Origin of the sequence: Streptomyces sp. NPDC001750 (genome assembly GCF_042892615.1) — a bacterium.
Taxonomy (GTDB): Bacteria; Actinomycetota; Actinomycetes; order Streptomycetales; family Streptomycetaceae; genus Streptomyces.
In genome coordinates, this window is the sequence record NZ_JBIAUE010000055.1 from 1 (window position 1) to 22,864 (window position 22,864).

General features: G+C 68.7%; 18 protein-coding genes and 4 pseudogenes. 5 read left to right on the forward strand and 17 right to left on the reverse strand.

Annotated features, from left to right (window positions below; all coding sequences use genetic code 11):
* The first annotated feature begins 167 nt into the window (after nucleotides 1–167).
* Complete coding sequence (locus ACFYY6_RS36975) at nucleotides 168–1,871, forward strand: NAD-dependent malic enzyme (RefSeq protein WP_389197591.1); 1,704 nt, start codon at nucleotides 168–170, stop codon at nucleotides 1,869–1,871.
* Nucleotides 1,872–2,219: 348 nt separating this feature from the next.
* On the opposite strand, the gene ACFYY6_RS36980 is transcribed toward ACFYY6_RS36975, so the two are convergent.
* Nucleotides 2,220–3,410, reverse strand: coding sequence for a PLP-dependent aspartate aminotransferase family protein (locus tag ACFYY6_RS36980; protein ID WP_351633706.1), 1,191 nt, complete (start codon nucleotides 3,408–3,410; stop codon nucleotides 2,220–2,222).
* A gap of 63 nt (nucleotides 3,411–3,473) precedes the next feature.
* Here ACFYY6_RS36980 and ACFYY6_RS36985 point away from each other — a divergent pair, with 63 nt between their 5' ends.
* Together ACFYY6_RS36985 and ACFYY6_RS36990 are read left to right on the forward strand one after the other, a co-directional pair.
* Nucleotides 3,474–4,898 (forward strand): PLP-dependent aminotransferase family protein, encoded by a 1,425-nt coding sequence (locus tag ACFYY6_RS36985; RefSeq protein WP_386610533.1) that lies wholly within the window; start codon nucleotides 3,474–3,476, stop codon nucleotides 4,896–4,898.
* Between the two features lie 178 nt (nucleotides 4,899–5,076).
* Nucleotides 5,077–5,190: pseudogene (locus ACFYY6_RS36990) on the forward strand (IS5/IS1182 family transposase); the annotation flags it as partial.
* Nucleotides 5,191–5,374: 184 nt separating this feature from the next.
* Here the strand turns inward: ACFYY6_RS36990 and ACFYY6_RS36995 are convergent.
* The 6 genes and pseudogenes from ACFYY6_RS36995 to ACFYY6_RS37020 form a co-directional block, all read right to left on the reverse strand.
* Nucleotides 5,375–6,763: an MFS transporter gene (locus tag ACFYY6_RS36995; RefSeq protein ID WP_351520467.1), complete on the reverse strand. Its 1,389-nt coding sequence runs from the start codon at nucleotides 6,761–6,763 to the stop codon at nucleotides 5,375–5,377.
* 64 nt (nucleotides 6,764–6,827) lie between these two features.
* A pseudogene (locus ACFYY6_RS37000) lies at nucleotides 6,828–7,608 on the reverse strand (SDR family NAD(P)-dependent oxidoreductase); the annotation flags it as partial.
* A gap of 553 nt (nucleotides 7,609–8,161) precedes the next feature.
* A complete protein-coding gene (locus ACFYY6_RS37005; RefSeq protein ID WP_389197582.1) occupies nucleotides 8,162–9,652 on the reverse strand; it encodes a UbiD family decarboxylase in 1,491 nt (496 codons plus the stop codon).
* Nucleotides 9,649–10,242 (reverse strand): UbiX family flavin prenyltransferase, encoded by a 594-nt coding sequence (locus ACFYY6_RS37010; RefSeq protein ID WP_351633715.1) that lies wholly within the window; start codon nucleotides 10,240–10,242, stop codon nucleotides 9,649–9,651. Before ACFYY6_RS37010 ends, ACFYY6_RS37005 begins: the two co-directional genes overlap by 4 nt.
* Nucleotides 10,243–10,434: 192 nt before the next feature.
* Nucleotides 10,435–11,766: a M20/M25/M40 family metallo-hydrolase gene (locus tag ACFYY6_RS37015; protein WP_351520464.1), complete on the reverse strand. Its 1,332-nt coding sequence runs from the start codon at nucleotides 11,764–11,766 to the stop codon at nucleotides 10,435–10,437.
* Nucleotides 11,763–13,514, reverse strand: coding sequence for an amidohydrolase family protein (locus ACFYY6_RS37020; protein ID WP_351520463.1), 1,752 nt, complete (start codon nucleotides 13,512–13,514; stop codon nucleotides 11,763–11,765). The genes ACFYY6_RS37015 and ACFYY6_RS37020 overlap by 4 nt, the downstream gene beginning before the upstream one ends.
* Nucleotides 13,515–13,619: 105 nt before the next feature.
* Here ACFYY6_RS37020 and ACFYY6_RS37025 point away from each other — a divergent pair, with 105 nt between their 5' ends.
* Nucleotides 13,620–14,213, forward strand: a complete 594-nt coding sequence (locus ACFYY6_RS37025) for a TetR/AcrR family transcriptional regulator (protein ID WP_386610529.1) — start codon at nucleotides 13,620–13,622, stop codon at nucleotides 14,211–14,213.
* A 337-nt stretch (nucleotides 14,214–14,550) separates the two neighbouring features.
* Here ACFYY6_RS37025 and ACFYY6_RS37030 read toward each other — a convergent pair whose 3' ends face one another.
* The 9 genes and pseudogenes from ACFYY6_RS37030 to ACFYY6_RS37070 all read right to left on the reverse strand — a co-directional run bounded on the left by ACFYY6_RS37030 (nucleotide 14,551) and on the right by ACFYY6_RS37070 (nucleotide 21,223).
* On the reverse strand, nucleotides 14,551–15,459 hold the full coding sequence (locus ACFYY6_RS37030) for an MFS transporter (RefSeq protein ID WP_351633720.1): 909 nt from the start codon (nucleotides 15,457–15,459) through the stop codon (nucleotides 14,551–14,553).
* Between the two features lie 439 nt (nucleotides 15,460–15,898).
* Nucleotides 15,899–16,045 carry a hypothetical protein gene (locus tag ACFYY6_RS37035; protein WP_389197585.1) on the reverse strand — a complete coding sequence of 49 codons (147 nt, stop codon included), beginning with the start codon at nucleotides 16,043–16,045 and terminating at the stop codon, nucleotides 15,899–15,901.
* Nucleotides 16,046–16,056: 11 nt separating this feature from the next.
* Nucleotides 16,057–17,268, reverse strand: coding sequence for a nucleotidyl transferase AbiEii/AbiGii toxin family protein (locus tag ACFYY6_RS37040; RefSeq protein ID WP_389197587.1), 1,212 nt, complete (start codon nucleotides 17,266–17,268; stop codon nucleotides 16,057–16,059).
* Nucleotides 17,269–17,318: 50 nt separating this feature from the next.
* Complete coding sequence (locus ACFYY6_RS37045) at nucleotides 17,319–17,972, reverse strand: hypothetical protein (RefSeq protein WP_351520457.1); 654 nt, start codon at nucleotides 17,970–17,972, stop codon at nucleotides 17,319–17,321.
* 514 nt (nucleotides 17,973–18,486) lie between these two features.
* On the reverse strand, nucleotides 18,487–19,380 hold the full coding sequence (locus tag ACFYY6_RS37050; RefSeq protein WP_351520456.1) for an NAD(P)-binding domain-containing protein: 894 nt from the start codon (nucleotides 19,378–19,380) through the stop codon (nucleotides 18,487–18,489).
* Between the two features lie 49 nt (nucleotides 19,381–19,429).
* Nucleotides 19,430–20,575, reverse strand: a complete 1,146-nt coding sequence (locus ACFYY6_RS37055) for an FAD-dependent monooxygenase (RefSeq protein WP_386610520.1) — start codon at nucleotides 20,573–20,575, stop codon at nucleotides 19,430–19,432.
* Between the two features lie 82 nt (nucleotides 20,576–20,657).
* The gene (locus ACFYY6_RS37060; RefSeq protein ID WP_351520452.1) at nucleotides 20,658–20,807 is read right to left on the reverse strand and encodes a hypothetical protein; all 150 of its coding nucleotides are present in this window, start codon (nucleotides 20,805–20,807) and stop codon (nucleotides 20,658–20,660) included.
* 25 nt (nucleotides 20,808–20,832) lie between these two features.
* Nucleotides 20,833–20,877, reverse strand: a pseudogene (locus ACFYY6_RS37065) (hypothetical protein); the annotation flags it as partial.
* A gap of 31 nt (nucleotides 20,878–20,908) precedes the next feature.
* A complete protein-coding gene (locus ACFYY6_RS37070) occupies nucleotides 20,909–21,223 on the reverse strand; it encodes a hypothetical protein (RefSeq protein ID WP_389197589.1) in 315 nt (104 codons plus the stop codon).
* Nucleotides 21,224–21,634: 411 nt separating this feature from the next.
* On the opposite strand from ACFYY6_RS37070, the gene ACFYY6_RS37075 reads away from it, so the two are divergent.
* Complete coding sequence (locus ACFYY6_RS37075; RefSeq protein WP_351520448.1) at nucleotides 21,635–22,381, forward strand: GNAT family N-acetyltransferase; 747 nt, start codon at nucleotides 21,635–21,637, stop codon at nucleotides 22,379–22,381.
* A 96-nt stretch (nucleotides 22,382–22,477) separates the two neighbouring features.
* Here ACFYY6_RS37075 and ACFYY6_RS37080 read toward each other — a convergent pair.
* Nucleotides 22,478–22,714 (reverse strand): annotated as a pseudogene (locus ACFYY6_RS37080) (helix-turn-helix domain-containing protein); the annotation flags it as partial.
* Between the last annotated feature and the right edge of the window lie 150 nt (nucleotides 22,715–22,864).

Here is a 22,864-nt window from a genome sequence, read left to right on the forward strand (position 1 = left end):
GCCCTCGTAGCGGGGCTACGTGGGCTTTCGGCCAACGCCGCGAGCGTGCGTGCCGGACGGTGCGACGGGGCAAACGTTGCCGGTCACGGCACTAGCTCGAACCTCTCACCGCGCATCTCGATGCCACCCGGCATCGGAGCACCTCCGAGGAGACCGTAATGAATCCGATGCCGACCCGGTGGAACGCCCGCTACCGGCGATGGGACACGGCGGCCAGGGGCCGGGCCGTGCTGGCCGATCCCCGGCTGAACAAGGGCACCGCCTTCACCAGGGACGAACGGCAGGCGCTCGACCTCGTCGGACTCCTCCCGCCGCAGGTGCTCACGCTCGAGCAACAGTCCTCCCGCGCCTACGCGCAGTACCTCGCACAGCCTGACGACCTGGCCAGACACGTCAACCTGACCGCCCTGCAGGACCGCAACGAAGTGCTGTTCCACCGGCTGCTCGGCGAGCACCTGGACGAGATGCTGCCGATCGTCTACACCCCGACCGTCGGCACCGCGATCGAGCGCTACAGCTCCCAGTACCGCAAGCCCCGCGGTGTCTACCTGTCGGTCGACGCGCCCGAGGACGTCGAACGCTCGCTGCGGGCCACCGGGCTGGGACCGGACGACGTCGACCTGATCGTCGCCACCGACGGCGAGGCGATCCTGGGCATCGGCGACTGGGGGGTGGGCGGCGTCAACATCTCGGTGGGCAAGCTCGCCGTGTACACCGCCGCGAGCGGCATCGATCCGGCCCGCACCCTCCCCGTCGTGCTCGACGTGGGCACCAACCGCGAGGAACTGCTGGAGGACCCGCTCTACCTCGGCAACCGCCACACCCGGGTCGACCGGGAGACCTACGAGGCCTTCGTCCAGACCTACGTGGACACCACGACCCGGCTCTTCCCGGGCGCCTTGTTGCACTGGGAGGACTTCGGGCCGGACAAAGCGCGGCGCATCCTGGCGCGCTACCGCGAGGAGGTGCTCACCTTCAACGACGACATCCAGGGCACGGGCGCGGTGAACCTGGCGGCGGTGCTGTCCGGCGTGCGGGCGAGTGGCACGCCGCTGCGGGAGCACCGGGTGGTGATCTTCGGCGCGGGCACGGCGGGTGCCGGCATCGCCGACCAACTGCGCGACGCGCTCGTCGTCGACGGCCTGCCCCCGGGCGAGGCCGCCCGTCGGATCTGGTGCCTCGCCCGGCACGGTCTGCTCACTGAGGACATGACCGGCATGCGGGACTTCCAGGCCCCCTACGCACGCCCCGCGCAGGAGGTGGCCGGCTGGGCGCGCGACCCGGAGCTCGGCGGCATCGCACTGGCGGAGGTGGTGCACCGGGTCGAACCGACCATTCTCATCGGTACCTCCGGCCAGGGCGGCGCCTTCACCGAACCCGTCGTCCGCGAGCTGGCCGCAGCCGTCCGACGCCCGATCATCCTACCCATGTCCAACCCCACCCCGCTCGCCGAGGCGACGCCCGCCGACCTGCTCGCCTGGACCGACGGCCGGGCCCTGGTCGCCACCGGCAGTCCCTTCGCGCCAGTGACCCGCGACGGCGCCACCCACCGGATCGGACAGGCCAACAACGCGCTGATCTTTCCCGGTCTCAGCCTGGGCGCCATCGTGGCCCGAGCCACCCACATCACCGACGGCATGCTCACCGCCGCGGCCCACGCGGTCGCCGCACAGGTCGACCCGACCACCCCCGGAGCGCCGCTCCTGCCACCCACCCAGCAGCTGAGGGAGACCTCAGCCGCCGTGGCCACGGCAGTCGCCCGCAGCGCCGCCCACGACGGGGTGGCGCGCGCCACCGTCGGCGATGACATCGCGGCCCGGGTCCGCGCGGCCATGTGGCAGCCGAACTACCCGCCCGTACAGGCGATCTGAGCGCACCGGCAGGACCCCGAGGCGCTGATCACGCCCGGAACACGGCTGAGCTGGAGTATCCACACCGCACCGTCGATCCCCACGGAGATCGCTGACCTGCCGCCCGACCTGCCCCGACGCATGTGGTCGCCGATCACGGCGACGCTCCTCGTACGGTGCGTACGTGGACGATCCCGACAGCGCGGCGAGGCGTCGCGGGCCGGACGGGACTCTCGAAACGCGCCCTGAAGGCCGGCCGTGGAGACGTGAACGAGGGTGCCCGAGGTCGTTGCGTGACGAACGACCTGGACACCTGCGCGACCGCACGGCAGTCGGGCTACCAAGAACGCATCGGCCGCGGTTCCGCCATCATTCGGCATGCTCCGAGGCCAGTGCGGCGAACCCCTGACCGAGATCGGCGATCAAGTCTGCCTCGTGCTCAAGACCGACGGCGAAGCGGATCAAACCACCGGGGACTCCGGCCTCGGCAAGTTGTTCCTCGGTCAACTCGTTCGACCACATCGCGGCGGGCCGCACCAGCGTCGAGCGGGTGCCGCCCAGGCTGGGGGAACGCACGGGAAGGCGCAGCGCCGAGATGAGCTGCTCGGCCGCCGACTGGCCCCCACGAAGTTCGAAGCTCAGCAGTCCGCCGAAGCCCCGCATCTGCCGCATCGCGAGGTCATGCTGGGGGTGGCCGGGGAGCCCGGGGTAGTTCACCGCTCGTACCGCGGGGTGATTGACCAGGTACTCGGCCACGGCCTGCGCGCACTGGTTCTGCCGCTCCGCCCGCAACGCCAGTGTCCGCAGGCCACGCAGTGCGAGCCAGGCATCGAACGGGCTGACGACCGAGCCCACGATGGTGTGAGCTTTCCAGAGCCGTTCGATCAGCTCGCCGCTGCCGAGCACGATCCCGGCTTGCACGTCCGCATGCCCGGAGATGGCCTTGGTGACGCTGTGCATGACGAGGTCCACGCCCTGCTCCAGTGGCCTTTGGTTGAAGGGGGTCGCAACGGTGTTGTCGGCGAAGGTGAGGATGCCCCGGGCGCGGGCAAGCGCGGTGACCGCCTTCACATCGGTCAGCTGGAGCAGCGGGTTGCTGGGGGTCTCCAGCATGATCAGCTTGGTGTCCGGCGTGAGGGCCCGGGCGAAGGCATCGGTGTCGGTCTGGTCCACGAAGGTCACCTGGACACCGAAGCGGGGCGCGACATCCTGCAGCAGACTCAGTGTGCCGCCGTACATGCTGCGCTGGGCGACGACATGTTCGCCCTGGGACAGCAGGGCGACCAGGCTCGTCGTGATCGCCCCCATGCCGGACGCGGTGGCCAGGGCTGCCTCGGCGCCCTCGACGGCCGCGACAACACGCTCCAGCCGGGCCTGTGTCGGGTTGCCGTATCGCCGGTAGTAGCGCCGGGGCTGGGACTGCTCGTTGAGTGCTTGGAATTCCTCCGCCGTGGGGGCCGAATAGTTCACCACCTGATGGATCGGGGGCGCGACGCCCAGTTCGTCCGGATCGACATCGGCGTGGGCAAGGAGTGTCTCAAAGGTCAGGAAAGAGTCCATGGTTCGAGCATGCAGATCCATTGGCATTGCTCTCGATATCCAATCAGGGCAACATTGGACCGCATGGATGCCTCAATCTTGCCCACTGGTCTTATAAGTGGCTCATCTGGACCGCTCTACCAGCGGTTGGCCGAGGGGCTTCGTGGCGCCGTGCGCCGGGGCGAGGTCGGTGCCGGCTCCAAGCTGCCCTCCGAGCGCGTCCTCGCTCGGAGGCTGGGTGTGAGCCGGACCACCGTGATCAGCGCCTACCGGCTTCTGCGCGACGAGGGCCTGCTGGAAAGTGCGCGCGGCAGCGGTACCCGGGTCGTCGCCTCCAGCCATCGGATCGGTCCGGCGGTGCCCGCCGCGACCATGCCGTCGGTCAAACTGACGGGCGAGTTGGCAGCCGGTGTCGTGGACCTTTCCGGATCGCTCGTCGTCGGTCCTGAAGCGGTACCCCACCTGGCACCGGACCCGATCGACCTGCGTGAGCTGGCCACCGATCTCGGTTACCAGCCCCTCGGCCTTCCCTCCCTGCGGGCTCGGATCGCCGCCCGCTACACCGGGCTCGGACTGCCGACCACGGCCGACGAAGTGCTCGTCACCAGCGGAGCACAACAGGCGATCAGCCTGCTCTTCACGCTGTTCGGCCGCGACGGCGGCGTCATCGCCACCGAGAACCCCACCTACGCCGGCGCCCTCGACGCCGCCCGCGCCGCAGGGGCGACGCTTCTGGCGCTGCCCACCGACTCCGAGGGCATCAAAGTACGTCCGCTACGCGAGACACTCGCCCGGTCCTCCGTCTCACTGCTGTACGTGATGACGACCTGCCAGAACCCCACCGGCACGGTCATGAGCACCCAACGGCGCACCGAGATCGCCCGGCTCGCCGAGCACGCCGGTGTCCCGGTCGTCGACGACACGACACTCGCCGACCTGGTCTTCGAAGGACGCTGGCACCCCCTGCCGCCCGCCGCTTCCGGTGTCGTCGTCGGATCCTTGAGCAAGCTGTTCTGGCCCGGCCTGCGGATCGGCTGGCTGCGGGCGCCCAGAACGCTGATGACCAGGCTCGCCCGCCTGAAAGTCGTGGCAGACCTCGGGTCCTCACACGTCGGCCAGCAGCTGGCTGCCCGTCTCCTGCCGGTGTCCGGGGACATGGCCACGGCACGGCGAGGGCAGCTGACCGCACGTCTGGACCTGATGAGCGACCTCTTGCGGTCACGGTTGCCGACATGGTCGTGGACCCGCCCGTCAGGCGGCCCCTTCCTGTGGGTCCGGCTCCCGTACGGCGACGGAGAGTCCTTTGCTCAACTCGCGCTCACGCACGGAGTGCAGGTGCTCCCAGGCTCCAGAACCTCGTCCGACCGCAGTTTCGCCGATCACCTCCGACTGTCCTTCGTGGCCGAACCCGCCGACCTGCGGATCGCCGTCCACCGACTCGCCGAAGCCTGGGCCGCGTTCGAGTCCCTCCACGACTCGGGCCGCCTCCCCTTCGACATCGCGGTCTAGTGCTGCGACCGGCAAGGTTTGCCCGGAAGGAGCATCGTCCGGTGCTTCCCCAAGCTCTCAGCCTTGTTCGAGCAGGGAAGACCCCATTGATCGCAAGGCGGCCGAAAGCCCTCGGACGGGGTCTCCCCCGCTCGAACGAAGTCGAGAGCTCGGGGAAGGGCTGCGTGGGCTCTCGGCCAACATCGAGTCCAGCAATCGACTCGGACGCCGGAGGCGGGGCTTCGAACGCACCATGTCCTGGCCGACCGGCTACCGCCGACTCGACCACCGCTACGAACGCGACCCCCGCAGCCGTCGATGAATCCGTCGCCTTCCGCCTTCCGTTGGACCGGAGTGGCGAGGTCCGGTCTGGAGGCGCGGGACCACAGCCCCACGAAAATCGGACATCTCGTGGGGATCTGGCGGCGCCGAGGCACGGAGCACCACATCCCGCGTGGTGCGAGCTACCACCCGCACGGGTTGTGCACGTGCCTCGGTCAGCGCCGGTCGACGTCTGCAACCGGTGCTTCGTGCCCGCTGTACGCCCGGGGCGTGGTGGAGCGGGTCAGGTCACGGCCGCGGGTCTCCTTGATCACAGCGACGGTGATCGTGGTGATCACCGCGGCGGCGCAGAGGTACAGGGCGATCGGCGTCCCGGAGTCGTAGTCCTTCAGCAGTCCGACGGCGATGATCGGTGCGAGGGCGCCCGCGACGATCGAGGCGAGCTGCGATCCCATGGAGGCGCCCGAGTAGCGGACCTTGGTGTCGAACATCTCGGAGATGAAGGCGGCTTGGGGCCCGTACATGGCGCCGTGCAGCAGGAGTCCGACGGTGACCGCCAAGGTGATCACGGTGAACGACTCCGAGTCGACCAGGGCGAAGAATGCGAAGGCCCACAGGGCCATGCCGATCGAGCCGATCAGGGTGACGGGCTTGCGGCCCAGCCGGTCGGAGAGCGCGCCCCACAGCGGGATGGTGATGAAGTGGACCGCCGAACCGATCAGCACGGCGTTCAGGGCGGTGCTCTTGGGCAGGCCCAGGTGAGTGGTGACGTAGACCAGGATGAAGGAGGTGAGGATGTAGTACGAGATGTTCTCGCCGAACCGGGTGCCGATGGCACCGAGCACCTCACGCCAACTGTGCTGGAACACCTCGACGACCGGCGGCTTCTCCTCGGCCCCTTGTGCGATCTCCGCTTCAGCCTTGGCCTGCGCGGCGAGGAAGACCGGAGACTCGGACACCGAGACGCGGATCCACAGCCCGATCACGACCAGGGCACCGGAGAGCAGGAACGGAATGCGCCAGCCCCAGGACTGGAACGCCTCCTCGGACTGCACGGCGGCCAACAGCGCGAGGACACCCGTGGCAAGCAGGTTGCCGCCCGGTGCACCGGCCTGTGGCCAGGAAGCCCAGAAGCCGCGGTGCTTGTCACCACCGTGCTCGGAGACGATGAGCACGGCACCGCCCCACTCGCCACCCAGCGCGAAGCCCTGGATCAGTCGCAACACGGTGAGAAGGATCGGGGCGCCGATGCCGACGGTGTCGTATGTGGGCAACAGCCCCATGGCGCAGGTGGCACCGCCCATCATCAGCAGGCTGACCACGAGCAGCTTTTTGCGGCCTATCTTGTCGCCGAAGTGTCCGAAGACCACGCCGCCGAGCGGCCTGGCGGCGAATCCGATCGCATACGTGATGAAGGCGATCAGTGTTCCCACCAGCGGGTCGCTGGACGGGAAGAACAAGACGTTGAACACCAGTGCGGCAGCGGAGCCGTAGAGGAAGAAGTCGTACCATTCGATGGTGGTGCCGATCAGACTCGCACTGACGATCCGGGCGATGCCGCTGGAACGGAGCACGCCGGACGGGGCGGGGGTGGTTTCGGTCATGGTCAGTCACCGGCTTCTCGTGTGCGTACGGGGGACTGGAAGTGAAGTGCGGGACGGGGCAGTCGGCTCCCCAACCGCCGTCCAGGAGCAGCGAGGCAGCGGTGGTGCAACTCGCGCGGTCCGAGCACAACCACATTGCGGCCACTGCGGCTTCGTCCGTTTTCAGGAGGTGCTTGACGGAGCGGGTCAGAGGTAGGTCGCTCGGGACGTCCCCGGTGCTGATGCCATGTGCGGCGGCCTGATCGCGGATCTGGTTCTCGACCAACGGCGCGGACGTGGCCGGGGTGGAGGCAGTTGCTGGTCCCGCCGCGCGCGGCTCCCTCGATCGCGGCGACCTCGCTCAGCCCTTCCAGGGTGTGCTCGGCGGCGACGCAGGCGGCCTTGAACGCGCCGGCCCGCAGCCCATGCACGCTGGAGACGTCGACGATCCGCCCCCGTCCCTGGGTATACATGTGCGGCAGGCTGTGACGCATGAGCAGGAGCGGGGCGGTGACCATCACCTGCTGGATGAGGGCGAACCGCTCGGGCGGGAACTCGATCAGCGGTGCGATGTGCTGGGTTCCGGCGTTGTTGACGAGAATGCCGATACCGGTCGGCAGGCCGTCGATGGCAGCCTGGTCGGCCAGACCGGCCACGTGCGCTTCGCCGCCGATCCCGGCCGCGACCGCTGCGGCCGGCTCGGTGTCCCGGTCCACAACGTGCACGCCGACGACGGCCGCCGCCGGCGCCGCGGCGCACGCCTTGCCGATACCGCTGCCACCACCCGTGACCAAGGCGGAACGGGATGTCGGATCCCTGCCTTCCACCGCCGCCCAGCGGGAATGGGATGGAAAATCACTTGTCATGGCCGGATACAGTAGGGACCCCGCCCCGCTACACCTATGTATGTGCCAGCCATAAAGAGCGTTGGCCTCATTGTGAACGCAACCACTCGGTCAGGGCGTGTATCGGGTTGTGATCCATCTGCTGGAATCTGCTTCCTGGCGGAGCCCGATCCGGTGGATCGTCTTGGATGACGCGAGCGCAACTTGGCGATGCAGCACGGGAGTTCATCGGGCCGTACCTGCCGATCGGCCGGTACGGCCCGGTCCCCGAGCGGCTGCGACGGCAGGTCATCGCGGACAGTGGAGCCTCCGCCCCCGGCACACCTGCCGTCCGGGCACTTCCATGCCAACGCCGCCTGGCTCACCCTGTGGTCGCTGGGCCGCCCAGGCATACAACGATGCCCGGGTCCGGCCAGAAGCGACCTTCCCACGCGATGCGCGTCCTCGCAGCCGCGTGGCTCCGCGTGGTGGGGGCCTGCTGGCGCGACGACGTCTGCTGCGCCACGTGATCCACCGGACCAACAGCACGATCGACAAGCCCGGAGAAGCGCCGCCGGCGGCATAGCGGGTCGACTCAGCGAACTCGTGCCCGTTCTCCCCTTCCACTTCCCGTTGCGGTGATCGAGGGCAGGTTCCACCCGGCGACGCGTTGCTCGACCCGTCGCTTGAGCTCGTCCGGGTAACTGGTGGTGAAGTCGCTGCGCAGTGGAATGTCCTGCGGCGCGAGATCCACGGGCCATGTGCAGTCGAACAGCACGTTGGCGCCGCCGACGCCCAGGGCCTTGTGCGGTCCGGACGGCAGATACGGTTGGAGAGGCGCGTTGTAGAAGCCTGGGTAGACGTGGATGTCGCGAGCCGGGTGGCACTTGGCGACGATCGCGTGCATGACGGCGTCGGTGTCCATCGGATCCACGTCGGTGTTCACGACGATGACATAGGGCGTGAGTTTGCTACCGGTCGCGTCGGACCAGATGGCGGCGGCGATGCGCTGTGGCAGTCCGGCGATGGGTGTGTCGGTGGATACCACCACGGCCATGCCGTTGCTCGCTACTGGCACACCGACCTTGGTGACGGGGAGCCTGGCCTGCAGGAGGACGCGTTTGAAGTTCGCCGCCATCTGGATGTGCGGAAACACCATGTCCATCGGGATGCCCATGCTGCACGTGGGCAGAATGGCCTGGTCACGGTAGGTGATGGCGGTGACGCGGACGACCGGGGCGGGGGTCGGGTCGGAGACGAGATATCCGGGATATTCGGCGAACGGCCCCTCGGGCAGCACATCACCCGGGGAGATCGTGCCCTCGACCACGATCTCGGCGTCGGCTGGAACCATCAGGTCGACGGTCTCGCATCGCACGAGTTCGACCGGGCGGTCTCGCATCCCGCCCGCGATGTCGGCCTCGGAGACGCCGGGTGGGGCGCCTGGGCCGCCGAGAATGGTGTAGAGCGGGTCGCCGCCGAAGAACATGGCATACGGCATGGGCCGGTCCTCGCGGTGCCACGCTGACATGATTCGACCACCGTGGTTGATCGCCGGATGCAGGGTGACGCCCAGGGCCCGTGGTCCGTGGATCATGCCCCGGTACAGGCCCCAGTTGGTCCAGTCGCTGTCAGGGTCCTTGGTGACGCTGACGCCGAAGGTACCGAGGTACCGGCCGCCGTCGCCCGGGTGACCGTGGACGGCAGGAAGCGCGTTGAGGTCCGCGTCGTCCCCGAGCAGGACGTTCTGCCGGCACACCCCTTCCGAGGCGATGACGGGCTCGATGGTGCGCCCGAACCTCGTGAGGTATGAATCGATGATGTCGTACACGTCGGTGTCCGCCGGCAGGCCGAGCGCGACGGCGACGCCCGGGAACGTCGCGAACATGTTGGCCGCCAGGCGCATCCCGGGAATCGAGTCCTTCACCCGGCTGTAGACCGGTCCGGGAAGGCCGGACTCGAGCAGATACCGGTTGATGGCTCCGGCCTCGAGGTACCAGTCGACCGGGTCGTCGACGCGGTGCATCAAACCCAGCGAGGTCAGTTGGTCCAAGTACGATCGGAAATCGCTGCCCGCGTTGTTCATCGATCCTCCTCGGGAGTCTTCCAGCGGACGAACAGGTCGTGGCCGATGCCGAACTGGTCGAGGATCTTTCCCGCGGTCTGCCGCAGGATGTCGTCGACGGTCCGCGGCCCGTGGTAGAAGGCCGGCACGGGCGGCAGCACCGTGGCTCCGGCCAGGGTCACCGTCTTCATGTTCTGTATGTGGATCAGGCTGAGCGGAGTCTCACGCACGGCCAGTACGAGGGGCCGGCGCTCCTTCAAGGTGACGTCAGCGGCCCGAGTGAGCAGGTTGTCGCTGTTGCCGGTGGCCACCGCAGCCAGTGTGCGCGCCGAACACGGCACAACGGCCATGCCCATTGTTTGGAAGGAGCCCGAGGATATGGAGGCCGCCAGGTCGGCGGGGTTGTGGACGACATCGGCGAGAGCGGCCACGTCCCCGACGCTCAGATCGGTCTCCAGCTGTATGCATCGTCGAGCTCCGTGCGAGATGACCAAGTGAGTCTCCACGGTTCCTGCTTCGGCCAGCGCCCGGAGCATCGCGATACCGAGCTGCGGCGCGCTCGATCCCGAAATGCCGACGACCAGGCGGGGCTTGCCGTGCGCGGAAGTCATCGCGCCTCCTTTCGACCGCGGTCACGGCGCCGCACAGCGCTGATCGCACCCTGCGGCGAGATCACCACCATGACGTCGAAGAGTCGATCGTCGATGATCTTGGGCCGGCGGGGGCTCCGATGCCGTGGACGATGGCCGACGCCCCGATCGCTCTGTACGGTGCGGTCGGTGAGAACTCGGCGGTGTCGTTGTTCATGCCGCGCCACACCATTCGATCGCCGTCACCGCGTATGCCTTGGCGGCACCGACCATCTCGTCGATCGCGCACCGTTCATCGACGGCGTGTGCCAGGGTTTGGGCGCCCGGCCCCAGCCCGACGGCGGGGATGCCGGCGGCGGTGAACCAGGTGAGATCGGTGGCCGAGGGGAACGGCAGCACATCGCCCGGGCCGGTGAACGAGGTGCCGAGGGCCGCTTGCTCGCGAGCGGCTCGCACTGTTCGGCAGAGCGGATGATCCCGGTCGGTCCGCCCGCCCGGATAGTGCATGGGCCAGTCGATGCGCGGAGGGTTGACGCGCAGCCAGGGATCTTGCCGTGCGATGTCCCGCACCGTGCGCGCTATCTCCGACCGGATCTCGGACACGCCCGTCGCGGGCGGGTAGAAGATCGCGTATTCGAGGGTCGTCCTGTCGGGGATGAACGCGACGTTGCGGCTGCCGTGCGCGGCGCCGTCGACCACGTTCAGGCCGATGGTGAACTGGCCCTTTTCGAACAGTGGGTCCGTCCGGCTCTCGACCCATTCGGCCTCGAGCCGGCGCAGCCCGTCGTGGATCCGCAGAGCGGCGTCGATCGCGCTGGCGGCGACGGGGTCGGCTGCGTGTTCGTCGGCCACCGCCTGGGCGCGCATGCGCGAGCGCATCGACGCGTGCGCGCTGCGCCCTGTGACCGCGATGCGCATGATCAGCACGCCGGGAGTGGCCGGCATGACCGTCAACGGCCGGTCGGCGCCGGTGGGTTCGGCGATGATCGCCCCGTCGGCGGTGAAGCCGCGGTCCAGGACGGCGGAGGTCCCCAGATGGTGTTCGAGGTTCTCCTCGCCGACCACGCCCTGCAGGATCAGGTCGCCCCGCAGCCGTGTCCCGGTCTCGGTCAGTGCTCTGGCGGCGAAGGCCTGCGCGACCAGTCCGCTCTTCATGTCCGCTGTTCCCCGGCCCCAGACATGGGTCTCGTCGATGAACGCCGTGAAGGGGGCGTGGGTCCATTGCGCGGAGTCGTCCGCCGGTACGACGTCGACATGGCCGTTGAAGATCAGCGAGCGCCCGCCGCCACTACCGCGCACCACGCCGACCACGTTGTCCCGGCCCGGCGCCTCGCCGAACAGCTCGGTCTCCGCGTCGGCCTGCCGGTACAGCCTCGCCAGCAGCCGGGAGACCTCCGTTTCACCACCGACCAGATCGTCATAGTCCTGATCCGGATAGGTCGGGTTCACGCTTCGGATGGAGATGGCCTCGGCGAGCGTGGCCACCATCTCCTCGCGCATGCTGTCGATGCGGGCGAGCACCCGGTTCGTCAGGTCGGCGGTCATGGCGCCACCGCCTGCGTCTCCTCGGCCGGGCAGGAGAGCTCCCCGCTGTCATGGACGGTCCTTCCGCCCAGCAGCGTCCGCAGCACCCTGGTACCACGCAGGTCCTCCACCGGGCAGGTCACCGGATCGCGATCCACGATCACCAGGTCCGCGTGGTTTCCCGGCGCGAGCGAGCCGATCTCGGGCCAGCCGAGCACGCTCGCCGCCCCCGTCGTCCACATGCGCAGCGCCTCGATGCGCGAGAGCTTCTGATCCGGCCCGTCATTGCGGTGATCGCTGCCCGCGAAACGGTGGGTCTGCGCCAGTTCGATCTGTTCCCACGGATTCTTCGGCCCCCAGTCCGAGCCGCCCGCCAGATCGAGCCCGATTTCGCGGAGACGGTGCAGCGGCTCCAGGTCGCGCCAGACGTGAGTCCCCATGCGCTCGCCGTACATCGCGCCTTTGCCCCAGGCGAATCCCGCGCTGGTCGTGACCTGGAAACCGAGTTCCGCGTATCGACGGGCCTGCTGCGGCGTGATCGTCATGGCATGCTGAAGAATCCAGCGCCGATCACGGAAATCGTGTTCCCGCACAACGCGTTCCGCGATGTCGAGGAAGTCGTCGTGCTCGCGGTACGCGCCGACGCACAGGTTCGCACGGATGCCGTTGGTGGCACAGAACCTGATGAACGTCTCCTCCTTGTCCAGGGACAGGAATCGCACGCCGCGGGTGGGTCGGCCGAAGGGGTCCGCGTAGGGCTCGTAGGTCGCGAAGTATCCCGAGTAACAGGGTCCGCCCGGGCTGAACGTGAGCCCGCTGACCCGCAGCATGTCGTCGCCGTCGTCCGAGATCTGGTCGGCGAGCTGCCCGAGGCGAGCGGCGAATTCGCCGTGCGGCAGCGGGTCGAACGGATAGAAGATGACCGATTCGGCGTCCAGCGTCGCCATCACGCGAAGGGGCAGGGCGTCGGCCGCGCGCAGCTGTCGGTAGAGCGCGATGTGTTCCTGTTCCATCGCGTGCCCCTCGTACACGGTGGTCACGCCCTGCGCCGCATATCGCGCCAACTCCGCGGTCGTACCGGCGACGGCGTTCTCCACGCTCGGTTTCGGCAGCTTGGTCAGGATCTGCCCCCAGAAGGGGTCGTACGTGTAGTAGTTGGTGACAGGTCCGCGCAGGATTCCGGTCAGGTCACCGGCTTCGTTCTTGTCGATCTCGACGTCGCAGACCCGGTCGGGGAGGAAGGAGGTGAGCCCGACCGCGCGCAGGCCCGCGCTGTTGAACGCGACCACGTTCGGCATGCGCGGCGCCCACGCCTGGATCAGCACCGGATGGGCGTCGGTCGCCGAGTCGAGGGTCCATCGATCGGGCAGACGCCGTTCCAGCAGATCCCGTTCCGAACGGCGCACGAAGTAGTGCGGCTCACCGACGGGGGTGCACATGATCCACTTCCCCGGTGGCGTGTTCGCGGCCTCGGCCCGGATGCGCGCCACGATGTCCGCGTGATCGACGGCGTCGGTGAGGTCGACGAGCCCGCCCGCCAACATCCCGAAGTGCAGGACATGCGGATGGGTGTCGATCAGGCCGGGCATCACCACGCCGCCTTCGACATCGATGCGGCGGGCGTCGGGACCCGCCACTTCCACCATGGCGTCCCGGTCCCCCACGGCGAGCACACGCCCGCCGGACAGCACCAGCGCCTCCGCCTCGGCCTCGGGTGCGCTCGGATCGAGCGTACGTACCCGCCCACCTGTGATGATCGTGCTGGTCATAGCTTCCCTCCGCGACTGACGGCGGTGTCCGATGGGCACACCGTACCGCAGATTTTCTCCATATGGAGAAAAAGTTTCGCCACCCACGCCGGTACGATGAACTCCGTGACAACGCCCATGCGCGAGCCGCAGATGGCCCGGGGGGCCGCCCGCCGCGAAGCTCTCCTGGACGCCGCGACCCGATTGCTGGCGCGGGAAGGCGCGCGCGCCTTGACCCACCGGGCCATCGCGGCGGAGGCCGGCACCACCCACGGCATCGCCCGCTACTACTTCGGCACCCTCGACCAATTGCTCGACGAGGCCCTGCGACGATTGGCCGCCCGGCAGATCGAGGAGGTGCGCGTACTGTTCCACCAGTTGCCCGACGTCGACATCCCGCAGCGGATCACCCGCATCGTGCAGTACGTGACCGGATCCCTGGCCCATGACCGGGACTCCAGCATCGCCCGGTACGAGTTCTTCCTGGAAGTCGCTCGCCGCCGTCAGCTGCAGGACAGCCTCAACGAATGGGGAGTCACCCAGCGGGCGGCCTTCGCCGGCGAACTGCGCGGGGCGGGATCCGCAGACCCCGAGGCCGACGCCGCGGATCTGCTGACCGTCATCAATGGCCTGCTTTTGGAGCAACTCGCGCTGCCCATCGACGACTTCGAAAACACCCGGCTGCGACCGGCCATTGCGCGGTTCTTTCCGGAGGGCTGATCACTGCGGCGCGGCGTCCGGGTGCGTGCGCGGATCGGTGCCGCTGTTCCGCCGAGCTCGCGGATGAGAGGCTGCCGGCATCGGCTCCCTGTCCATCGTCTGCAACAAGGACCTCCGGGAGAGCACCCGCCCGGACGGACTGAAAAAGGTCACGACCACCCCTGTCGACGGTGAGCGCGGGGAACAGCACGGCCTCGCCAACAGATTCGTCGAGCTCTTGTCGAAGAACGTGGGCTGAGACGCCGTCGCTGTCCCGGCTGTGAGCGGAGCAGATCCGCCGGCCGGACGAACGTAGTTCGGATTGGTGGCTGTCGGCCCGGGGCAGCGGACGGACCGATCAATGATCGGCGGCGTCCATCTCCGGCCACCGCGCGTGTGGAGCCTTTGGTCGAGGCCGCGAGACGGCGGCGGTGATCAGTCCGGCCGCCGTGATCAGCGCCGCCGAGAGGAGGACGGCTCGGTTTCCCGCACGGTCGATGACGAGTCCGCCCGCGAACGCGCCGAGAGCGATGCTCGCATTGAAAACGCCGGCCCACAACGCGGCCGAGGCCTCGGTAAGCGCGGGGTCGGCCGTGCGAACCCAGGTCTGCGTCGAGACCGAGACCCCGCCGTACGAGGCGCCCCAGACGACGAGCACGATCAGCACAGTGACGGTGCTCGCGGTGGCGAACGGCAGCAGTGCTGCGGCCAGTGTGACGCCCGCCAGGGCGGTGATCACAGCCTCCTTCGTGTACCGGCCGGCCAGGGGGCCGAGGGTGAAGTTGCCGACGACACCGGCCAGGCCGTACACCAGCAGGCAGCTCGCGATCAGGCCGGCGCTCATGCCCGCGTCCAACTCAAGGACCGGGCGCAGGTACGTGTAGCCGGTGAAGTGGCCGAGCACGATCAGCCCCGTGATGGCCAACCCGGCCGCGACACCGCGGTTTCTCAGCGCGTCGACGGTTCCGTCGAGGCGGATCCGCTGGTGAACCGGGAGGGCCGGAAGCGTGAGGACCAGGACGCCGGCGGCCGCCACACCGACGAGTGCGAGTGCCCAGAACGTTGCACGCCAGCCGAGGCGCGCCGCGAGGAGGGTCCCCAGCGGCACGCCGAGAACCGAGGCGATGGAGACCCCCGAGAAGATCAGCGTGGTAGCGAGCGCGACTTGTGTTCCGCCGACGAGCCGCGGACCCAGTCCTGCGGCGAGTCCCCACACGACGCCCATCGATCGGGTGCTTTCGGCTTCGGCGGATGCCTGCGCGGCCACGTCGGCGCCCTCGTAGCGCCTCGGTCGAGGGGGTCTCCACGACGTTCGTACTCGTACCGCGCCTCTCCGGCAGTGCGCCTTCGACGCGATGCATGCCCTCCTGACCTGGCGCACCCGCACCCTGCTTCACCCGTGTCTCCGACACCCTCGCCGCCAGGATCCGCTCCCTCCAGGCCCAGGGACTGCTCCGGCCGGACCTCGATGTCCAGCAGGAGGCGGCCTGGTTCATCGCTCTGTGGGACGGCCACCGCAGATCCACCTGCCGTAGGACGCCAACGGAAGCTGCGTTCCGGAGCGCCTCCGCTGCAACTCGATCGCTCCACGGGAAATGACACGGTTCGTGAGACGAAAGCCGCCTGACACGGCGTGAGGCGGTCGGAGCACGGCCCGTCCCTTCTCCTGGTGGGTGGGCCCGGCCTCCACACCAACCGACCTGGCCTCACTTCTCGAAGATGCCGGCCTCGACGCGTCCGAGACCAAGACGGTTGTGCGCGCGCAGCTGCTCACGGCTTCGCGCCGCGCCGGTGCCGTGCCCCGGCGGCCATCGCCTCAGCGGCTCCCGCGCGGCACACTCGACCCCGCTCACCCACCTGCTCCTCAGTTCTTCCGCACTTGGTCGAAGGAGAGATCGACCGGGGTCTCCCGGCCGAAGAAATGGACCAGAGCCTTGACTCTTTTCGAGCGGGGGCCGACCTCGTTGACAATCGCCCGGAAGGTCGCGAAGGGGCCACCGCTGATGGTCACGGAGTCGCCAACCTCGATATCGGCCTTGGTGGGGACCGTCGACGCGAACATCGAAGTCAGTGCCCCGGACAATCGGGACAACCACTCCTCCGCGCTCCCCTGCACCCAGGGGTACTCGGCCTGGAACCGTCCCCATGCCACCGGCCATTGGTGTACCCGGTCCGGGTCGAACCCTTTCGGTCCGGTGTGGCCGTATCCGTCGGACAGGACGTCTTCGAGGAGGCGTGTGGACAGCCTGGTACGGCGGTCCTCGGCCAGGAGGACGGCGTCGTAGAGGTCCTTGCCCTGGCCGCCGCTGTCCTCCTCGGACTCGACTTGCAGCCAGCGGATCTTCCAGGCAAGTGAGAGTTCCCGGCTTGCCGTCTGGACCACGACGGGTGGTTCGCCACAGCCGACCGGCAAGGCCGTCAACTCCGGCGGGTCGGAGAACATGTCGTCGGTGGCGAAGTCCACGCGTATCCGGCCGGCCGGTAACCCGGATGCCCGCCAGGGCACTTCCAGCCGCACCCCCGGCCCGTGGTAGGACCAGCCTCCGTCGCTCGACTCCGCGTACGCCCGATCGGCGTCGAGTAACACGCCGCCCGGTGCCTCGGGCCGTTGCCTGATCCGATCAAGCAGGTCCATGTACAGGCATTCGGCGTCCTCGTCCGCTGAGGCGGACTCCAGCAGCCGGTTCAGGTCCGCCGACGGATACCTCACATCCCAGGTCCCATGAATTCCGTGCGCATCGTCTGCGGGCTCCAGCGCGTCCACCACGGCGGGCCAGGTGCAGGTCAGGTCGATGAGGTTTCCGTACGGCCAGCTCTCGTCGAGCATGTCGCGAACGACCACCCAGTCGAGATCAGCCGGCTCACGGGCCTGCTCACCGGCCCATGCCTGGAGCGGCAGACTGCCCCGCAGCACCAGACTGTCGCTCCACCAGGATCCGGCGATCAGAGCCAGCACGTGATCGATCGCCGCCCGGCGCGCGGTCCGCCAGCGCACGGCCTGCGCCAGGTCCGCGAACTCCGGCTCCCCGGCCCGCGAGCGACGGTCGAACTCCTCCGGCTGGGCTTCCCGGTCCACGACCGCCTCCTTCGACGTCCGGGGAACCGGACGGTTCCGCTCTCCCTTCGTCATACGGCATCGCTCCCGTCCGCGACTATCCAGCCCGCGTCCATGACGAGGTTGTCATCGTGCACCACGAACTCCTCCTCGACCTCCGCGGCCACGAACCCCACGTCGGCGAGCGATACCAGCAAGGCGTCCAGTCGCGCGCGAGCAGCGGGACGGCCGACCAGTCGGCAGCGCTGCGTGACGAAGCGCTCATGACGACCGCCGCTCAGCGGACGACGTGCGTTGCGGGAGACATGCGCCGCGTGGGGCTCGCACAGGGCCCGCACCGCCGCCACCTGACCGACATCTGCCAACACCAGCTTCACGTGATGCTCGAAGTAGCACGGCGGCGGGAGCTGCGCGGCCTCCCGGGCGGTCTGCGGTACGTCCTGGTTCCATGGCGCCGCCTCGATCTTCACGCGCATGACCTCGAAGCCCTCACCACGCAGTTGTTCCACGTGTCTTCCGGCAACAGCCCGTTGCATGGCCAGAGTCCCACGGCCGGAGATGGTGAGCATCGGCTGGTCCGGCGTCCTCCCCCGGTCCAGGACGATGCGGGTGTACTTCAACCCGTTGTGCTCCGCCCAGCGAACCAAAGACGTTTCTTCCCCAGCATTCAGACGCACCGTCAGATGAGTTTCGAAGTCACCTGTGAATTGCTTCTCCTCGGCCATATTGTCGAGTCCTCCGACGGAACGGGCGGTGAATGGGAAGCCGGCAGCTCCGTACATGGCCGCCTCCCTCCGTGTTCCGGGCTCCAACGGCACTGTTGGCAGCCCTGCATCCGACGACCACTCGTCCGCAGTCGTGGGTTCAGTCCGCAGGCCGCCGTTCCGCAGATCACCAAACATGGCTGGCACAGTAGACGGCACCACTGACAACGACCTCGACTCCCTGCACCGCCCGGCCGGAGCATCGAGGCGTCACGTGACGCCGTCACCGCTGACGTCGGCCTGCTCCTTTCGCCTCTTGACGACTCGGACCCCGAAGTCCGTACCGCCGCCTGCTACGCCGTGGCCACCGCGTCTCGCGAGGGCCGCCGCATGGCAGGAGCCCTCCGTGCCCGCCTGGCCGCGGAGCAGACTTCCGGGATCCGTGCGAACCCTGTGTCGGCGGGTGCCGACAAACGAAGGCGCTCCCGAGCGATCAACGCGTCACCATCGGTCAGGAGCAGCTGATGGCTGTCGGTTACGGTGTGGATCGGCGGAGTTGTTCAGTGATCGCTGCGTAGCTGTTGTCGCCGTGTCCGTTGGCAACTGCTCGTTCAGCCAGGGTCGCGAGGAGTTCGGGTAGTTCGGTGTTGATGCCGGCGGCATGGCTTTCGTGGAGGAGGTGTTTCATTCCGGTCAGGTTCGTGTTGACGGTGGAGTCGGTGGCCGGGTAGGTGCCGTCGTCGATCTGCTGCGCGTAACCGGGCACCCAGTCGGCTACGGTTTCGATGCCCGTCTTGGCGAGGCGGGCGAATGCGGTCGCGGGGATTCCTGCCTTGCCGAGCAGGGCAGCGCCGTGCAGGAAGCCGTTGAGAGTGCTCCACACCAAACTCAGGGCGGCCGCGTCGAACAGGGACGGCAGGCCGTGGTCTGCGCCGACGTACACGGGGCTGCCGAGGCTGCTGAGTACCTGTTGGTGTTGGCTAAATGCGGTGGTTGGACCGCTGTAGAGGATGGTGGCGTTCGCGGTGCCGATGGCTGGGGGTACGGCCATGATTGCGCCGTCGAGGTAGGCGGCGCCTTGGTGCTCCGCCCACTTGGCCGTCTCACGGGCCGCTTGTGAGGTGCCCGAGGTCAGGTTGACCAGGGTGCGGCCGGCCAGGTCCCGGCTCACGGGTTCGAGGATGTCACGCACGTTGTCGTAGTCGGAGACACAGATGACCACGAGCGGGCCGGCGGTGACGGCGTCACGGACGGTCCAGGCGAGCTGCGCGCCCTGTGCGGTGAGGGGTTCGGCCTTGGCGCGGGTGCGGTTCCACACGGTGGTCGGATGGCCTTGGCCCAGAAAGGCCGCGGCGAGGGCCTGGCCCATCAGGCCCAGGCCGAGGACCGAGAGGGGGACACGGCCGGTGTCGGTGTCGAGGTCGTGCATCTTGTGCTCGCTTCCGGTGAATCGGCATGGGTGGAGGGGCGCCTGGGGGTCAGCTCGTGGTCTCGGGCAGCCGCCAGGAGGCGCGCATCTGGCGCACCAGGACGGAGGCCGGGGTCAGACGGACGAGGGTGTTGCGTACCCGGGTGCGTGTGGGGGTGCTCCAGTGGGCGATGCGTCCGATCCGGTGGGCGGCCTTGACGACAGCGTTGGCCCTGGGCTGGCGGAAGCGTTCGTAGCGGCGCAGTGCGTCGGGGGTGGGGCCGTGCTCGGTGATCAGGTCGGTGAGGGCGAGAGCGTCCTCGATGGCCTGGCACGCGCCCTGGCCCAGGTTGGGGGTCATGGGGTGGGCGGCGTCGCCGAGCAGGGTGGTGCGGCCCCGGCCCCACTGCGTGACCGGCGGGCGGTCGCGGATGTCGTCGCGACGGATGGCGCTGAGAGGGGTGTCCTTGACGGCCTGGCGGACGTAGTCGGGGAACTCGGCCGTGGCCCGGGTGAGCGCGGCACGGATGTCGCTGTCCTCGCCGCCGGCGGGGCCGTTGGCGCACAGGAACCAGTACAGGCGGCCACCGTCGATGACGCATCCGCCGAAGCGGCGGCCCGCTCCCCACATCTCTCCGACCCAGTCGCTGGACAGGGGGTTGGTATCGGTGACGCCGCGCCAGCAGTAGTAGCCGCTGTAGCTGGGTGCCTGGGCGCCCAGCAGTGCGGTTCGGACGGTGGAGCGCAGGCCGTCCGCACCGACCAGCACGGAGCCGCGTACTTCTTGCCCGTTGGCGAGGGTGACGGTGGCCTGATCGGGGTCAACGGCGGTGACGGTCGAGGCGAGTCGCAGTTCGCTGGTGCCGAGCTGGCCGACCAGCGCCTGGTGGATGGTGGCGCGGTGCAGGCCCAGGGTGGGGGCACCGATATCCGCCAGCAAGGCGCTGGCCTGGGCGCGGCTGGGCTGCAACAACACGCGGCCGCGAGTGTCGTAGACGGCAGCCGTGGAAAGCCGCGCGCCGGCGGCTTCGAAAGGCTCGGCCAGGCCTAGACGGCGCAGCGCGAGCAGCGCGTTGGGCTGCACGGTCAGGCCGGCCCCGACAGGGGCGAGCTGTTCGGCCTGCTCCAGGACGACGGCCGGAATGCCGCGGCCGGCGAGCCCGGCCGCGAGAGTAAGTCCGCCGATGCCTGCTCCGGCGATGAGTACGGGGTCCATAAGGTGCTTTCTCTTTCGGTTACTTGCCAGGTTCTGGAACCGTCTTGGGGCAGATTCCGCCCCGTGGGCGGAACCGCGGAGGTCAGTCGGTGAAGGTGCGCAACAGGCTCAGCAGTGTGGTACGGAGTTCGGCCGGGTCGAGGCCGAATCCGTCCGGGTCGGCCAGACACTCGAAGAGCAGACCATCGATGGAGGCAACGAGTGCTTTCGCGCTGCTCCGGCTCGGCGGCACGGGCCGCCGCAAGCAGGTCGACGACCGGCCGTCGCACCTGCCCGGCCGCAGTCTTCAGTACCGCTCGCAGTTCGGGCCTGTGCGTAGCCTCCGGGGCGAGTTCATGGCGAGCGTGCGCACACGTCCCTGGTCCCCCAGTGCCGCAGGAAGGTCACCGCTGCATCAGCGAGCTTCTCTGCTGAAGCAGTGCCCGTCGTCGGAAGCGCGGCGGCATCTGCCATATCCGCTTCGGCGAGCCGTTCCACGGCCGCCCGCAGCAGCGCCCGCCGGGCCCTGAGGCAGTAGGAGCAGGAACCTTCCGCCAGCCTCGCGCGCTGGTCGACGGCCCGGTGGGTCAGCCCCCGCACACCCTCCGCGGCCAGTGTCTCGATCGCCGCGTCGGCCAGCTGTTTTTGTCGTGTCGAGTTCTCCGGCACAGTCGTTGCCCATCCACACACCCCAATCCCTCTACAGAAGTAGAGTATCATCGTTACTACAGTTGTAGAGGCCAGGGCGAAGGGACGGCGTGAGGGGAAGACTGAGTGCGGTGAAACCGTCAGCCCTTCTCCGGGGTGGGTTCCACCCCCGTGCGGACCGAAGACGGGCCCACTCGTATCGGATCGTGGTCAGAGTGCGCCGGACCCAGAATTTCCCCGGAATCTCCCGGCCCCGGCCATCCGTCAGCGGCCTGCGGCTGAGGGCCGGTGCACAACGGCCGGAGACCATCAAGCCGCCGTATGAAACATCCCGAATGCGGAAACTCTGTTGTGGCACCGGATGCGGAACTGCAGAATGCCCGCGCCGAGGCACACATGGCTGAGGCACACATGAGCTATCGAGGATGAAAAGTGACTGAGAACGACGAGCAGCGCCAAACCCTGACCAACGGGCAAGGCGTGCCGGTCCTGACCTATCTGCAGGGCGTTCGGGAGGGGCACCCATGGGCGGACCTGGCCGAAGTGGTCGGCCCCGACCCCGTGGAGTCCATCGTCGCCGGCATGTCCGGATGGGCTGTCTCAGGATCCGTGGAGCTCGGCGAGCAGTTGCTGCGCCGTGGTGCCCGCGTCATGCGGCATGCCCATGAGATGCGGAGAGACTTGGTTGCGTGTCCGCCGCCGGCCGATTGGTCATCACGCGCCCTGGGCAACGGACTTCGGGCAGTTCCTTGCGATCTCGATGCCGATGCGGTGTTCCCGGCCTGGCGAGCCGCCTTTCCTGCCGACCACCCCGACCACCACCGCGGCAGCGACGAAGAAGCACTCAAGGAGCGCCTGGCACCGATGCTGGCGGGTTCCGTTCTCGGGCCGGTGCTTCCGTGCAGCGCCTTGGTGGTGGACGAGACGGACCGCGTGGTCGCTGGGGCGATTGTCACCAACCGTGACGGCCTGCCGTGGATCGCGGACGTGTTCCGCCGGCCCGGAGCCCGCTACGCGGGCCTTGGCGCCAATCTGCTGCGTCGGGTGCTCGGCAGTGCCGCGGCCGACGGACTGGCCGATGCCTCGCTGGTCGTGAGCGATGCGAATCCGGCCCGCCGCGTCTACGAGAAGCTCGGTTTCCAACTGACCGGCACATCACTGACTGTCGTAGTGCCGTAGGCCAAGGAACGCATCCCCGCCCCGCAGCCGGCACGGTGCGGCGCTTCCAGGCGATGGCCTCAAGGGTGCGGCGGTGGCGATGCGGGCCGGGCCTCATCGGCGCAGAGCACGGACCTTGATGATCCGGCGCTCGGCGCGGCTCGGGGTCCGGTCCGGGCTCGTGTACGGGCGGGAGGGCCGGTCGCCCATCCCGGTATCGCCGAACTGCTGGTAGCGGTCGGCCCACCGCCGGGCCGTGGTGGGCGAGACCTGGAAGCGTTCGGCGGCCCTGCGCAGGGTCCGGCCGTCCTCGACCACGCAGCGGACCAGACGCGGACGGCCGGTCTCGGTCAGGCGTGCATACGGTGGGGCACGAGGGCCTTTCGGTCGGTGGGACGGCCCTCAGACCGCAGCGGCCGCGTCGAGAGTGGAACGGATCAGGATCTCCAACTGCGCGGACACTGTTTGCAGTGGCGCCACGGAGCGGCGCACACGAGCGAGCAG